The 13,002-nt window shown below is 65.6% G+C and carries 16 protein-coding genes; 10 read left to right on the top strand and 6 right to left on the bottom strand.

The window, feature by feature from the left end; genetic code table 11:
* Window position 1: 1 nt before the first annotated feature.
* The 4 genes from ACFO0G_RS16665 to ACFO0G_RS16650 all read right to left on the bottom strand — a co-directional run bounded on the left by ACFO0G_RS16665 (window position 2) and on the right by ACFO0G_RS16650 (window position 4,163).
* Window positions 2-958, bottom strand: coding sequence for a carbohydrate ABC transporter permease (locus ACFO0G_RS16665; RefSeq protein ID WP_376979021.1), 957 nt, complete (start codon window positions 956-958; stop codon window positions 2-4).
* A complete protein-coding gene (locus ACFO0G_RS16660; protein WP_376979019.1) occupies window positions 955-2,244 on the bottom strand; it encodes an ABC transporter substrate-binding protein in 1,290 nt (429 codons plus the stop codon). Before ACFO0G_RS16660 ends, ACFO0G_RS16665 begins: the two co-directional genes overlap by 4 nt.
* A 107-nt stretch (window positions 2,245-2,351) precedes the next feature.
* Window positions 2,352-3,236, bottom strand: a complete 885-nt coding sequence (locus ACFO0G_RS16655) for an aldolase (protein ID WP_376979017.1) — start codon at window positions 3,234-3,236, stop codon at window positions 2,352-2,354.
* A gap of 21 nt (window positions 3,237-3,257) precedes the next feature.
* Window positions 3,258-4,163, bottom strand: a complete 906-nt coding sequence (locus ACFO0G_RS16650) for a PfkB family carbohydrate kinase (RefSeq protein ID WP_376979015.1) — start codon at window positions 4,161-4,163, stop codon at window positions 3,258-3,260.
* 137 nt (window positions 4,164-4,300) lie between these two features.
* On the opposite strand from ACFO0G_RS16650, the gene ACFO0G_RS16645 reads away from it, so the two are divergent.
* From ACFO0G_RS16645 to ACFO0G_RS16605, 9 genes are all read left to right on the top strand, one after another.
* Window positions 4,301-5,443 carry a Gfo/Idh/MocA family protein gene (locus tag ACFO0G_RS16645; protein ID WP_376979013.1) on the top strand — a complete coding sequence of 381 codons (1,143 nt, stop codon included), beginning with the start codon at window positions 4,301-4,303 and terminating at the stop codon, window positions 5,441-5,443.
* Between the two features lie 71 nt (window positions 5,444-5,514).
* Entirely contained in the window at window positions 5,515-6,297 is a 783-nt protein-coding gene (locus tag ACFO0G_RS16640) for a DeoR/GlpR family DNA-binding transcription regulator (protein ID WP_286402299.1), read from the top strand.
* Window positions 6,294-7,211, top strand: a complete 918-nt coding sequence (locus tag ACFO0G_RS16635) for a 2-hydroxyacid dehydrogenase (RefSeq protein WP_286402301.1) — start codon at window positions 6,294-6,296, stop codon at window positions 7,209-7,211. Before ACFO0G_RS16640 ends, ACFO0G_RS16635 begins: the two co-directional genes overlap by 4 nt.
* 31 nt (window positions 7,212-7,242) lie before the next feature.
* Window positions 7,243-7,710 (top strand): SRPBCC family protein, encoded by a 468-nt coding sequence (locus ACFO0G_RS16630; RefSeq protein WP_286402303.1) that lies wholly within the window; start codon window positions 7,243-7,245, stop codon window positions 7,708-7,710.
* Window positions 7,711-7,718: 8 nt separating this feature from the next.
* Window positions 7,719-8,063, top strand: a complete 345-nt coding sequence (locus tag ACFO0G_RS16625) for an iron chaperone (protein WP_286402305.1) — start codon at window positions 7,719-7,721, stop codon at window positions 8,061-8,063.
* Between the two features lie 73 nt (window positions 8,064-8,136).
* The gene (locus ACFO0G_RS16620; RefSeq protein WP_286402307.1) at window positions 8,137-8,460 is read left to right on the top strand and encodes a hypothetical protein; all 324 of its coding nucleotides are present in this window, start codon (window positions 8,137-8,139) and stop codon (window positions 8,458-8,460) included.
* Window positions 8,461-8,713: 253 nt separating this feature from the next.
* Window positions 8,714-9,100, top strand: coding sequence for a VOC family protein (locus ACFO0G_RS16615; protein WP_286402309.1), 387 nt, complete (start codon window positions 8,714-8,716; stop codon window positions 9,098-9,100).
* A gap of 134 nt (window positions 9,101-9,234) precedes the next feature.
* Window positions 9,235-9,585 (top strand): cupin domain-containing protein, encoded by a 351-nt coding sequence (locus ACFO0G_RS16610; RefSeq protein ID WP_376979009.1) that lies wholly within the window; start codon window positions 9,235-9,237, stop codon window positions 9,583-9,585.
* Between the two features lie 161 nt (window positions 9,586-9,746).
* Window positions 9,747-10,028 carry a hypothetical protein gene (locus tag ACFO0G_RS16605; RefSeq protein WP_376979007.1) on the top strand — a complete coding sequence of 94 codons (282 nt, stop codon included), beginning with the start codon at window positions 9,747-9,749 and terminating at the stop codon, window positions 10,026-10,028.
* 126 nt (window positions 10,029-10,154) lie between these two features.
* Here the strand turns inward: ACFO0G_RS16605 and ACFO0G_RS16600 are convergent, their stop codons facing one another.
* Together ACFO0G_RS16600 and ACFO0G_RS16595 are read right to left on the bottom strand one after the other, a co-directional pair.
* A complete protein-coding gene (locus ACFO0G_RS16600) occupies window positions 10,155-11,411 on the bottom strand; it encodes an MFS transporter (RefSeq protein WP_376979005.1) in 1,257 nt (418 codons plus the stop codon).
* Window positions 11,408-11,869, bottom strand: a complete 462-nt coding sequence (locus ACFO0G_RS16595) for a MarR family winged helix-turn-helix transcriptional regulator (RefSeq protein WP_376979003.1) — start codon at window positions 11,867-11,869, stop codon at window positions 11,408-11,410. The genes ACFO0G_RS16600 and ACFO0G_RS16595 overlap by 4 nt, the downstream gene beginning before the upstream one ends.
* Before the next feature lie 206 nt (window positions 11,870-12,075).
* On the opposite strand from ACFO0G_RS16595, the gene ACFO0G_RS16590 reads away from it, so the two are divergent.
* A complete protein-coding gene (locus tag ACFO0G_RS16590) occupies window positions 12,076-12,684 on the top strand; it encodes an SOUL family heme-binding protein (RefSeq protein WP_376979001.1) in 609 nt (202 codons plus the stop codon).
* The last annotated feature ends 318 nt before the right edge of the window (window positions 12,685-13,002 follow it).

The following is a 13,002-nucleotide window of genomic DNA, read 5'->3' as shown; positions in this document are numbered from 1 at the left end:
GCTAGTCCCCCTTCGGGGTCAGCCGGAGCAGGCGGCGCTGGAGCCAGGTGACCAGGGCGATCATCGCCATGAAGATGATCGACTGGGCGGCGGCGTAGCCGAACTCCGAGTTGGCAAAGGTGCTGTAGATGCGGGTGGACAGGATGTCCAGGGAGCTCTTGGGCGGGTTGCCCGCGACGCCCAGGATCAGGTCGAACGCCTTGAATGACTGCACGGTGGTGTAGGCCACCACAATGGACGTTGCCGGGGCCACGAACGGCCAGGTGATGGACTTGAATTGCTGCCACTTGTTGGCGCCGTCCATTTCCGCCGCTTCGTAGAGTTCCTTGGGGATGGCCTGGAGCCCCGCGATGTAGACCACCATCATCTGGCCCGAGTGGAACCACACCTGGGTGACGGCCACCCAGTACAGGGCTTGGGCGTCGTTGCCGAGGTAGGCGCCCCCGTCCACCCCCACGGTTCGAAGGACCGAATTGGCCAGCCCGAAGTTGGGGTCGTAGATGAACTTCCAGATGAAGGCCACCGACACCGAGGACAGGATGGTGGGGAAGAAGAACAGGGCGCGAAGCAGGATGCTGCCGCGTGAATTCTTCGTCAGGAGCAGTGCCAGCACCAGAGAGAACAGGGTCTGGGCGATCACCACCAGCAGCACGAACTTCAGGTTGTTGGTCAGCGCGTTGGTGAACAGCGAATCCTTGGTGAACGCCCGGATGAAGTTGTCCAGGCCCACGTAGTTGAACGCCGCGGAGAAACCGTTCCAGTCCGTGATGGCGTACTGGAAGGCCTGCAGCGTGGGCATCACCAGGAAGAAGGCGACGACGGCGACGGCGGGCAGCGGGAAAAGGTACAGCGCCGGATTCACCCGTGTGGGGGAGCGGCGGCGGACCTTGGCAGGGTTTGCAGGCGCTGGGCTGTCCGTTGCTTTGCGTTTGGCAGCAGTTCCGGGATGGATACTCATAGCCGTTCGTCAACAATCTTCTGGGCGGCAGCGGCTGCCTGCTCCGGGCTGGTGCCGGAGATGACGGCTGTGGCGCTGGCCTCCACCGCGTTGCGGACATCCAGGTTGTTGAACTGGAACCTGGCGGCGAGCGCGGTCTTCTTCTGCAGCCAGGGGCTCAGCCGCTTCAGGTCCGGGTTGGTGTACTCCACCTTGTCCACGGACACGTGCTGGGCCGTTTGGTTGGCGTAGTAGCCGGCGTTCTCCGGCTCAGAGAGGAAATCGATCCAGGCTGCCGCGGCCGCCTGGTTCTTGCTGGCCGAATTGACGCCAAGGATGAACGTGGCGTTGTAGGCGCCCTCATACTTGCCCTTGCCGTCGGAGGTGGTATTGGGGAACACCAGGTCGATGGGGAACTTGGCGCCCAGTCCGCGGACGGCGGCGAGGTGGTACGAACCGGTGGCCAGCATGGCTGCCTTGCCCTGGGAGAACAGGTTCTGGGCGGGCTCCACCGCCGTGCCGGTGGCGTTGGGCTGCACGAACGGCTTCAGGTCCTTGTACTGGTTGAGCATCTTGATGAACCAGTCGTCGGTGCACTTGAGCTTGCCCTGCTCGATCTGGGCGCACATGTCGTCCACGGGGGCGTTGTTGGCGATCATGCAGTTGAACAGCTGGCCACCGTTTCCCACGTCGCCGCCGGGCCAGGAGATGGGGACGACACCGGCGGAGGCGAGCTTTTCGCACATGGCCAGGAACGCGTCCCAGTTCTTGGGGGCGATCTCCGCGCCGGCTTTGTCGAAGAGGTCCAGGTTGGCCATGGGCATGGGGAACACCACCTGGTACGGCAGGCCCAGTTGGCTGTCACCGTTCTGGCCCGCGGACAGCAGGCCCTTCTGGTAGTTCTTTACCGCCTGGCTGTCCTTGAGTTCGGTGTAGATCCCCGCCTCGGTGAAGTTCTTGAACTGCGCCCCGCGGAAGGTGGCAAACGCGTCACCGATGGAGCCGCCGCGCAGCTTCTGCAGCGCCTGGGCGTTGTAGTCGTTGGACGTGGAGATGTCCTGGGCAACCTCTACGCCGTCGTGCTTTGCGGCGAAGCGCTTGATGAGCTCGTCGAACACGGCCTTGTCCTCGCCGCGCCAGTGGGCGAACGACACCTTCCCGGTGACGGCGCCGGCGGAGGGGGCCGCCGGTCCGGAGGCGCCAGCCGGCTTGGTGGAGCCGCCGGGCCCGGCGCACGCTGCCGCAGCGGCGCCGAAGCCAAGGGCCCCGAGAAGGGCGACTGCCTGCCTGCGTGAAATCTGACTCACAATAATCTCCTCGTTGAGTGTTTGCTGTGCCTTGTTTGCTTACTGCGTTTGCTTTGCTTACTGCGGAAGGGTTTGCCCCGGGGCACGCTGCGGCGCGCCACCGGTGCCTAGGCGTGGGTCCTTTGGGCGGAGACGGCTTCGTCAACTACGGCGCAGAGGCGCTGCAGCCGGCGGACGGCGTCGGTGGACAGGGATTCGACGACGTCGGGGGCGCCGATGCACGACGCCCAGACGGCGCGTCCGGACAGGAAGCCACTGGCACCTTCCAGGCACGCCCACCGGACAGCATCGGGGAAGACGTCCTCGGGAACACCGGAGGAAAGGACCACCCAGGGGCCGTTGATGGCCTTGGTCAGTTCGGCGCAGGCGCCGCGGACTTCATCCTCGGAAGCCTGTCCCTTGAAGGGGACCTCGGCCTTGTAGAGGTCGGCGCCAAGGCTGCCGAGCTCCTTGGCTGCGGCCAGGATTCCGGCGTTCCAGTCGAAATCGCCGCCGGCGAGGGGCTTGCGCGAGACGGGTTCGATGATGCTGATCAACCCGGCAGCCCGGCAGCTTTCGACAAATTCCCGGACCATCGCCACTCGGCCCTCGGCGGGCTCGTCCGGGCGGTAGAGGACCAGGAGTTTCAGGGCCTTCGCACCCAGGGCCTTGTACTTGTGCGGGTCCACCAGCTTGTCGATGGTCACCTCGCCTACCAGCTCGCCGTGCGCGGACTCGAAGTGGTCGGCGGAGGCGATGAGTCCGCAGCCAGGGTCCACCACCTCGGCGTCGATGGCCTGGTCCAGGGCGAACTGCCGGTCGATCAGGATGCCTGACGCGTAGGGGCTGAGGATCCGGGCGGCTTCGAGCTTGAAGTCTCGGAGGTCCTCGTCGGTGACCGGCTGGTCGGTGTGTTCGGCAAACATGTTGCGCATGGCTTCGCGCTGGTCGACGGCGAGCATCGCGAAGGCGCCTGACGGGCGCTGGAGGGGGGAGAGGTCTGTGGGGCTCATGGGCTGCTTCTTTCAGCTTGTTCAGATGGAGGCTGGGACGGAATTGATGGTCTGGTGCGGGATGGCGGAGCGGCCGTCCAGCCCGGCGCAGGAGGCGGAGGCTGTGCGGCCGGCGAATGCCGCGGCTTCCACGAGTGGAAGCCCGGCGGCGACGGCGGCGAGCAGGGCGCCGTGGTACACGTCTCCGGCGCCGAGGGTGGAGACGATGGTTGCGGGGGTGGCCGGTACGTGGACGGGTTCGCCGCCGGGTTCCAAAACCCAGGCGCCGTGGGAGCCGGCGGTGGCGACGACGGCGGAGGCGCCGGCGTCGAGCGCTTTCTGCAGGAGCGTCGCAGGGGAGAGGTCCTCGCCGTACTCTGCTTGGAGCCTTTCAATGGTGGGGACATAGAGGGCGACGCCGCGGGGGCTGAAGCCCGGGATGGGATTGCCGGCGTCGACGCTGATGTTCAGGTTCGCGGGGTTGAAGCCGGGCGCCGAGGCGACTGCGTTCCAGCCCAGGTGGTCCGTGTGGACCCACGCCGCGGACTGCAGCAGTTCGGAGAAGCGGCTGCCTGTGGGGAAGCTGACCGGCGGGACCGGGCGGGTGACGATTGCCCGGCTCTCCGTGGCGCGGCTGACCACGATCACGCTGGCGCCGGTTTTGACACCGGCGTCCCGGACCACGGCGGACGTGTCCACGCCCTCGGCCTCCAGGCCGTGGATGATGCGGTCACCTTCCTCGTCGGTACCCAGGACTCCTGCGAAGGCTGTCCTTGCCCCTGCCCGGGCTGCTGCCACAGCTGCGGTGGCCGCCGGGCCGCCGCCCGCCGTCGCGAAGTCCGTGGCTACCGTGCGGCTGTCCGCTGCGGGGTAATCCTGCACCAGGGCAATGGAGTCAAGAGTGGCGCATCCTACGAAGAGCAGCGTTTCAGTTGACGTTTGGGGCACGTTCCACCTCGTTGTAGTTCCGGCTGGTACTGAAGAAATATACACACGCTATGTTGGAAAAACAACACTTTCTGTATAGTTGTGTTTGGGATGCAACGCCGCGGTCCCCCACTCAACGTAGAGAAACGGAGCAGCTCATGTCAGTGCCTACTGCGCAACCAGTACGGACGATCCGGTACGGCCTTATCGGCGCCGGCCATATGGCCCGCGAACATGTCAGGAACCTTGCCCTGATCCCTGGAAGCCGGATCACCGCAGTCTCGGATCCCACGCCGTCGTCCCTGGCGGAGACGGCCAGGGAGATTGGCCATGAGGTACGGACCTTCCCCACCCACAACGAACTGCTGGCCTCAGGGCTGGTGGATGCGCTGGTCATTGCCAGCCCCAACGACACGCACCTGGGGATCCTGAAGGACATCTTTGCCAGCGGAACCAACCTGCCCGTGCTCGTGGAAAAGCCGGTCTGTACCAGCGCGGAGCAGGCAGACGAACTGGAAGCGCTCGCCGCCAACTATCCCGCGCCGGTATGGGTGGCCATGGAATACCGCTACATGCCGCCGGTGCAGGAAGTCATCCAAGCGGCGCACGGCGGCAAGCTGGGCAACATCTACATGCTCTCCATCGTGGAGCACCGGTTCCCGTTCCTGCACAAAGTGGATGCATGGAACCGCTTCGCCGAACGCACGGGCGGCACCCTGGTGGAAAAGTGCTGCCACTTCTTCGACCTGATGCGGCTCATCCTGCAGGACGAGCCTGTCCGCGTTTACGCCAGCGGCGGCCACGACGTGAACCATATGGACGAGGTCTACGACGGCCGGGTCTCCGACATGTTGGACAACGCCTACGTGATCGTTGACTTCAAGGGCGGCCGCCGGGCCATGCTGGAACTGTCCATGTTCGCGGAAGGATCCAAGTTCCAGGAGCGGATCTCCATCGTGGGTGATGAGGCCAAGATCGAAACCCTTATCCCGGTGGCTGCCAACCACTGGATTCCCGGCGATGAGGCGGAAGCCACCGTGGAGTTCAGCCCGCGGTCCCCGCTGGGCCCGGAAAAGCACGAGGTTCCGGTGGACGAGGCTGTCCTGGCCGCCGGCGCGCACCACGGCTCCACCTACTACGAACACCTGGGCTACCGGAAGGCGATCCTGGGCGAAGGGCCGGTGGAGGTTACCGTGGCGGATGGCCTCCAGTCGGTGCGGATGGGCCTGGCCGCTGAACGGTCTATTACGGAAGGCCGCCCTGTTGAGCTTGGCAATGCCGCCATCGGGGTACGTTCATAAGAAGATATGTGTTGGAATTGCAACATCCCGCCAGGCTCCAGCCCGGCACATTGGGGAGGGAAGAAGGGGTTATGAGCACCGCACGGAAAGAGGGTGCGCTGACGCCTCGTCAGCGCACCATCCTGGACCAACTGGGCAGGCGCGGTTTCATTTCCACGACCGACCTGGCGGAGACGTTTGCAGTTTCGGACATGACGGTCCGGCGGGACACGCGCGTACTGTCCAAACTGGGCCTGGCCAGGGTGGTCCATGGCGGCGTCAGCGCCATTGACGGGCACGGCCAGAATGCGGACTTCGCCGCCCGGGTCCGGGAAGACGCGGCTGCCAAGCTGCGGGTGGCGCGTGCCTGCGTATCTTTGATCGGCGAGCGGGACGCCATCATCTTGGATGCCGGCACCACCACCTACCAGATCGCGCAGGAGCTGCCCACGGCCTTTACGGGCACCATCATCACGCACTCCGCGCCCGCCATCCAGCGCTGCCTGCAGCTGACCGAGGCGCGCACCATCTGCCTGGGCGGTGAGCTGCTGCTGGACAGCCAGGCCTTCAATGGCCCCATGACCGTCAGCGCGGCGGCCGGCCTGCGCGCCAAGACGGCCTTCATCGGTGTGTCCGGGATCCACGACGAGGCGTTTTACATTGAGCGGGATGTGGAGCGCGCCACTAAGATCGCCCTTATGAATTCGGCGGAACAGGTGGTGGTGGTGGCTACCCACCAAAAGATGCTGCGGTACGCGTTGGCGCGGCTGGCAGCTTTCGATGCGGTGGACGTCCTGGTGACCGATGCACCGCCGCCCCAGGAAATCGAAGACGCGCTGAATGCCGCGAACGTGAAGCTGATGGTCGCCGCATGACGGGCCGGCTGCGGGTGTGCCTGCCCGACCAAAGGCTCATCGACGCGCTCGAGCCGATGGACGGCGTCGAATTCGTCCGGTGGGACCTCACCGGACCGGCGCCGGAAGGCCGGCTGGACCTGCTGGTTCCGGGCTACATGGGCAAGCCGGCGGCGCTCGCCGCGCTGGAGGGCGTCGACGTCGGCCTGGTGCAGAGCCAGTCCATCGGGTACGACGGCGTCGCGGCGGTTTTGCCGGCGGGCGTCACCTTCGCCAACGCGGCCGGAGTGCATGAAACGTCGACGGCGGAACTCGCCGTGGGCATGATGGTGGCCTCCCAGCGCGGGATCCCGGACTTCGTCCGGAACCAGGAGACCGGGACCTGGGACAACAGCCAGCGTCCCAGCCTGGCCGACCGGCGCGTGCTGCTGGTGGGCTACGGGGGAGTGGGCAAGGCCATCGAGGCGCGGCTCCTGCCGTTCGAAACGGAAGTCACCCGCATGGCCAGCCGTGGGCGGGAAGACGAACGTGGGACCATCTACGGAATCGATTCGCTCTATGAGCAGCTGCCGCTGCACGAGATCGTGGTGGTCAGTGTCCCGTTGAGTGAGCAGACCCAGCAGTTGGTTGACGCCAAGTTCCTGGCGGCCATGCCGGATGGTGCCTTGCTGGTCAACGTGGCCCGCGGCCCGGTTGCGGATACCGACGCGCTGCTCTCCGAGGCCTCGACCGGCCGCCTCCGGGTTGCCCTGGACGTGACCGATCCGGAACCGCTGCCGGCCGACCACCCCCTGTGGACCAGCCCCGGCGTGCTCATCACCCCGCACGTGGGCGGCGCCAGCTCTGCCATGTTCCCCCGGATGGTCCGGCTGCTCAGGAAGCAGATCGGCCTCCTGCTCGAGGGCAGGGACCCCGTGAACGTCGTCCTCCCTTAACGCCGGCGGCTTCGGCCCCTATGCTGGGCCCATGTCCACTTTTGAAGTCCGCCGCACTGCGGTCATCCCTGCCTCCCCGGAGCAGATCTTCCCGCTGGTCAACAACTTCCATGAATGGACCGCCTGGTCCCCCTGGGAAACGATTGACCCGGGCATGAGCCGCCGTTACTTCGGCAACGAGGCCGGCGCCGGCGCGGGGTACGAGTGGAGCGGCAATCGCAGGGCCGGCAGCGGCACCATGGAACTCACAGAATCCGTACCCGCCAGCCTGATCCGGATCCGGCTGCAGTTCACCAGGCCGTTCAAGGCACTGAACCCCACCACGTTCAGCTTCACCCCGGTGGACACCGGTACCGAGGTGACCTGGCGGATGACAGGCGAGAACAAGGGCTTGGGCAGGGTGTTCGCACTGTTCATGGACATGGACAAGATGGTGGGCGCCGACTTTGAGCGGGGCCTCGCCGCACTGGCCTCCACGGTTGCGGCCAGGAAGAGCTGAGGTTCCCGGTGGGGGCCGTGGACGAGGCGCTGGCTGCGCTGGATGAACCCGACCGCAGTTGCCTGCAGCATGTGGTGGAGACTGCACGCTCGCTGGCTCCCGAGGCCACGCAGGGGATGAGTTACGGCATGCCTGCCCTGAAGCTCGAGGGCAAACCGCTGTTGGCAGCCGTCCCGGCGGCAAAGCACCTTTCGATCTTTCCCTTTTCCTCGGCAGTGGTCGAAGCGGTGGCCGGACGCTTGGAAGGGTACTCGCTGTCCAAGGGGACCATCCGCTTCACCGCTGACCACCCCGTGCCCGACGACGTGCTGGCGGACATCGTCCGCTTGAGGATGGCGGAAATCCGGAAGTAGGGAGCGCTGGGATCCGGCTTCAACGGGACTTATGGTCCTTTCGGCTGCGGAAGCTGCTGCCTAGCCTGATGCCATGGCTGACACTCTCGCATCCCTTGCAGACTCGTTTAAGAACATGGGCGTCACCCGCGCTTACGGGACTCCCGTGAACCTCGGCGGGGAGGAAATCGTGCCCGTGGCGCTGGTGTCCTTTGGCTTCGGCGGCGGCACGGAATCGGAAGACGGGGCCTCCGGCGGAGGCGGCGGCGGTTTCGTTGTCCCGCTCGGCGTGTACCGCACAGTGAACGGTAAACCTGCTTTCCGCCCCAACACCATCGCCGCCCTGGTCTGCCTGGTTCCCCTGGTGTCTGTAGTGGGCGCCGCCCTGCGTAAGGCAATCTGGGTGGCACGTAAGTAGCAGGCTGAAGCTGCTTCAGGGCCGATTAAATCCCCTATTTCGCCGCGGGATTTTCGGTTCCATAATGGCCTCGTAGACTTCGGGGACCCCGCGTCGATGGTTGCGTCGATGGTTGCTGCCAGCACGGCAAAACGGGATTCCAGGTGGCCGCCCCGGCACTCGGCGGGAAGGACGGCCACATGGCCCGGCGGGCACGTCCGGACCGGCTCGGGGGAGAGCGTCGCCATCGCAACCGCAAGGAGAGTTGATTGTCATGCTCAAAGATATGGAACTCATGGCCGTCCTGCCTGCCAAGGACATCGACCGGGCCAAGGAGTTCTACCGGGACAAGCTGGGCCTTGAGCCGGCCCAGACTATCGAAAACGAGAATTTGATCTACCGATGCGGCAAGGGGACCGGCTTCCTGCTGTATCGGACGGACAACGCCGGTTCGGCCAAGAACACCCAGATGGCGTGGGGTGTCCAGGACGTGGAGAAGGAAGTGGAGGAGCTCCGGGCCCGCGGGGTGGTGTTTGAGGACTACGACATGCCAGGCCTCAAGACCGAAAACGGCATCGCCACCATGGAGGGCATGGGCAAGGGTGCCTGGTTCGTGGACAGCGAGGGCAACATCCTGAATATCTCCTCGTTGCCGGCCTAAGGGCACGTCGCGCCAATGCAGGCGCATCAATCAAGGTACGACGCCGGCACGTGCCGCCCAGAGCACCCGCACCAGGGTGCGTGGCAGCGGCAGGCCGGCGCCGCCGTCGTAAGCGGGCATAGAAAGGAAGGGCAATGGGCGGGGAAGAAGCGGTGCCTGAGTCGACGGGCGTCTCGGTGGAGCTGCTGGCGGCTGTTGATCTTGCCGGCGAGATTGACGGTATGGAAGGCCGGCAGCTGCGGATGAGGATGGTAACCATCGAACCGGGCGGCGTCTTCGGCCCACTCCATGACCACAAAGGCCGTCCCGGCACCGTCTACGTCCTGCAGGGGACTGTCACGGAGCATCGGGACGGCGCCGTCGCTGAGTATGGGCCCGGTGTGGGGTGGAAGGAGGACCGGCACACCACCCACTGGCTGGAGAACCGGGGGACGGTACCGGTAGTCGAAATCTCGGTGGACATCGTGAACCAGGCGCCGCAGTGAACCCGCAACCTGGGGGCTCTTGTGGCCGCTCGTATGAAGGATGCCGTCATTTTCAGATTCGGTACGGCAACCACGTGATTTAACGGCACGGTTGTGGTTATCTTTTTCCTTACCCGTGGTTGAGCAGTCAGCTGGCTAGGCAGTCAAGAGAGCCCTCCCTGATGAAACTCATAGCTCAACAATTCGCAGCTCAAGAAGTTAGAGCTCAAGAAGCACATTCCTGGTTCTATCCGCCCGGCGGTACGGCCCCGGGCCGGGTTTTCCATGCCTTCGACGGCTGGGCCCTGGTTCCGGCCGCCGACCTCCTCATGCTGCGCCACGCCATCGAACGCTCCGGTGCTGAGCTTCCCGGTGCCGAACTACGCGAAGCTGATGCCATCCTGCGCTCTGTGGAGCAGGAGCTCGTGCGCCGGTCCGCAGTCCTGCCCCCGCCTGGGGGATGACATCGTCTGCAGCTGCACCCCAAGTTGCAGCTGCGGATTGCGGCGGTCCCATCCAATGGCCGCCGCCACCGTGGGCCGGTGCCGGTGTTGGGGGACCGGCCCACGGGTTAACTTTCGTCCCAGCCCTCAAACGGCGGGCTCGCGCCGGCCCAAGGCCAGGCGGAGCGCGCCGCGAAGGGTGAGCCGGTTCCGCCTGGTGACCGCGACCACAGCGGCGATACCTGCGAGCAGCACCACGATGCCGCCCACCGCAACGGACCAGCGGGCGCCGAACTGGCTTCCGATCCAGCCGACCAGTGGCGAACCAATGGCGGTGCCGCCCTGCAGGATGGCCAGATACAGGGCCAGCACTCGGCCGCGGAACCGCGGCTCCACCGAGAGCTGGATGCTGGTGTTGCAGCTGTTCAGGAAGGTGATGGACGCCAGGCCCACGGGAATCAGGATGGCGGCGTAGACCCAGAACGTTGGTGCGACGCTGCCCAGTATGGTGGAGATTCCCAGTCCCAGTGCCCCTCCCAGTAGGAACCGCAACCGGGGGCCGGAGCGGCGCGCCGCCAGGAGGGCACCGGCCAGCGTGCCTACGGCCATGATCGAGCCGAGGAGCCCGAATTCACTTGGCCCCATGCTGAATTCGGTGGTGGCCATCAGTGAGTTGATGACGGGGAAGTTCATGCCGAACGCGCCAAGGATGCCCACCAGGACCATGATCAGCATCAGGTCCGGCCTGCGGCGCACATACCTGATGCCTTCGGCCACCTGGTGCTTGTTGCGCTCTCCCTTTCCGGCCGGGGCCGGCTGGCTAACGCGGATCCGGAACAGTGAAATCAGGACGGCGGCGAAGCTGGCGGCGTTGAGCAGGAACACCGGGCCCGTGCCCACCCACGCGATGAGCACCCCGGCGATAGCCGGGCCGGTGAGCCTCGCGGTGTTGAAGGACGCCGAGTTCAGGGCCACCGCATTGGAGATGTTTTCCTGGCCCACCAGCTCGGAAACGAAGGCCTGCCGCGCCGGCGCGTCCACCGCGCTGGCCAGGCCGAGGCAGAACGCCGCCACATAGGCATGCCACAGCTGGGCGGTACCGGTGACCACCAGGAGTCCGATGGCAAGGCCGGTGAATCCCATGGCCAGCTGCGTCCACATGAGAATGATGCGCTTGCGGTAGCGGTCCGCCAGCACGCCGCCGTAGGGGCCGAACAGCAGCATGGGCAGGAACTGCAGGCCCGTGGTGAGGCCGACGGCAGCACCCGAGTGGTCGGTGAGGACAGTCAGCACCAGCCAGTCCTGTGCCACCCGCTGCATCCAGGTGCCGATGTTGGAGACGATCGCACCGCTGGCCCAAATGCGGTAATTGGGGTTTTCGAGGGCCCGGAACATCGCGCTCATTTACCACTCATTTCCTGCATGATCCGGGCTGCGCGGCTGAGGATGAGCCGGTCTTCCTCGCTGAGGCCTGCCACGCGTTGGGCCAGCCAAGCGGTCCGCTGGCTCCGGGCTTCCGCCAAAACTGTCCTGCCGGCGTCGGTGATGTCCACGCGGACCTGCCGGCCGTCGTCGGGATCGGCGCTCCTGGTGACGAAGCCCTGGTCGGCCAGCGCGTTGACGATCCTGGTCATGGACGGTGCCTGGACGTGCTCACTCTTGGCTAGATCCCGCAAAGTGCTTGGGCCGCTGCCGTTCAGCAGGGCGAGGACCGTGTACTGGCCGGGGGTGATGGCGTCACCGGTGGCCTCAACGCGGAGCCGGCGCGAAGTGCGCATCACGGCGGTGCGGAGATCGATGGCGAGGGTGTCGGGAGCGGTGGGGTCGGCGGCTGCGGGGTTCTTGGTTTGGGTGGCTGACATAAAAGCGGGTGCGCCTCCTGCTGGCATTCTTTAGCGATGCTAATTAGTTCTGCTAACTATTATGCTTCGCTTGCTTATCACATGGCAATGGCAGGCAGCGTGGGCTTGGCAACAGTTCGGGGTGCGATGCGAGTCGTCTGACCTCGGCCCGGTAGAGTCCTTCGGTCTGGCCGCGCCCGTCCGGCCGGCGTAGGCTCTGCTGCACCATGACCGAGCAGCAGCCTTATGAGTTGGTCCGGCGCTATCCGCATTTCGAGTTGCGCCGGTACCCGGACTATGTCGTCGCCGAAGTGACGGTGACGGCCGGCTTTGACCGCGCGGGGAACGCCGCTTTCCGCTATCTTTTCAACTACATCAGCGGCAACAACACTGCCCGGCAGAAACTGGCCATGACCGTCCCCGTGCTCCAGGAGCCGCAGCCGGGGCCGCAGAAGCTGGCCATGACCGCCCCGGTGCTCCAAAGCGGACCGCTGCCCGGTTCCAAACAGCCCGCTGAATTCACGGTGGCCTTTGTGCTCCCGGCGGACGTGACCGCCGAAACCGCCCCTGTGCCCGCGGACCCGAAGGTCAGGGTCCGGGCGGTGCCGGGTTCCCTCGCCGCGGTAGCGGGATTCTCGGGCAGCGGTTCCGACTCTGCATTTGAGAAGCGGAACAACGGTTTACAGGCCGCCCTGGCGCTGGCTGGACTGACGCCAGTGGGCCCGCCCCGGTTCGCCCGCTTTGACCCGCCGTTCAAGCCGTGGTTCCTGCGGCACAACGAAGTCGTCCAGGACGTGCTGGAACCTGGGCAAGGGGAAGCTGCGCCAGGCAACTGAGTCAGGGCAACTCACCGACGCCCGCTCACCTTTGGCGGGATTCCCGGTATCGCCCGCTCACCTTTGGCGGGATTCCCGGTATCGCCCGCTCACCTTTGGTGGGATTCCCGGTATCGCCCGCTCACCTTTGGTGGGATTCCCGATGACGCCCGCTCACCTAGGACCGCTCACCGGGCGGCACCCTCACGTTCCACGATGGGCGGCTGCACGCCCCATCAGGTGCCGGAATCCTCCGGTTCGTACCCGCAGGCTTCCGATACTTTCCATCCCGCAGTGGGAATTGATGAAGGGGCATCACGGGGAAGTTCGTTGATTCTG

Origin of the sequence: Arthrobacter sedimenti (assembly GCF_042652025.1) — a bacterium.
GTDB lineage: Bacteria > Actinomycetota > Actinomycetes > Actinomycetales > Micrococcaceae > Arthrobacter > Arthrobacter sedimenti.
The sequence above is the reverse complement of the archived record's forward strand: the minus strand, read 5'-3'. Positions and strand labels throughout refer to the sequence as shown.

Bases quoted from the DNA above. Each gene is read 5' to 3' on its own strand.
- ACFO0G_RS16630 (WP_286402303.1), top strand. From the start codon at position 7,243: ATGTCCACTTTTGAAGTCCGCCGCACTGCGGTCATCCCTGCCTCCCCG.
- ACFO0G_RS16645 (WP_376979013.1), top strand. From the start codon at position 4,301: ATGTCAGTGCCTACTGCGCAACCAGTACGGACGATCCGGTACGGCCTT.
- ACFO0G_RS16635 (WP_286402301.1), top strand. From the start codon at position 6,294: ATGACGGGCCGGCTGCGGGTGTGCCTGCCCGACCAAAGGCTCATCGAC.
- ACFO0G_RS16620 (WP_286402307.1), top strand. From the start codon at position 8,137: ATGGCTGACACTCTCGCATCCCTTGCAGACTCGTTTAAGAACATGGGC.
- ACFO0G_RS16605 (WP_376979007.1), top strand. From the start codon at position 9,747: ATGAAACTCATAGCTCAACAATTCGCAGCTCAAGAAGTTAGAGCTCAA.
- ACFO0G_RS16595 (WP_376979003.1), bottom strand. From the start codon at position 11,869: ATGTCAGCCACCCAAACCAAGAACCCCGCAGCCGCCGACCCCACCGCT.
- ACFO0G_RS16640 (WP_286402299.1), top strand. From the start codon at position 5,515: ATGAGCACCGCACGGAAAGAGGGTGCGCTGACGCCTCGTCAGCGCACC.
- ACFO0G_RS16615 (WP_286402309.1), top strand. From the start codon at position 8,714: ATGCTCAAAGATATGGAACTCATGGCCGTCCTGCCTGCCAAGGACATC.
- ACFO0G_RS16600 (WP_376979005.1), bottom strand. From the start codon at position 11,411: ATGAGCGCGATGTTCCGGGCCCTCGAAAACCCCAATTACCGCATTTGG.
- ACFO0G_RS16610 (WP_376979009.1), top strand. From the start codon at position 9,235: ATGGGCGGGGAAGAAGCGGTGCCTGAGTCGACGGGCGTCTCGGTGGAG.
- ACFO0G_RS16590 (WP_376979001.1), top strand. From the start codon at position 12,076: ATGACCGAGCAGCAGCCTTATGAGTTGGTCCGGCGCTATCCGCATTTC.
- ACFO0G_RS16665 (WP_376979021.1), bottom strand. From the start codon at position 958: ATGAGTATCCATCCCGGAACTGCTGCCAAACGCAAAGCAACGGACAGC.
- ACFO0G_RS16655 (WP_376979017.1), bottom strand. From the start codon at position 3,236: ATGAGCCCCACAGACCTCTCCCCCCTCCAGCGCCCGTCAGGCGCCTTC.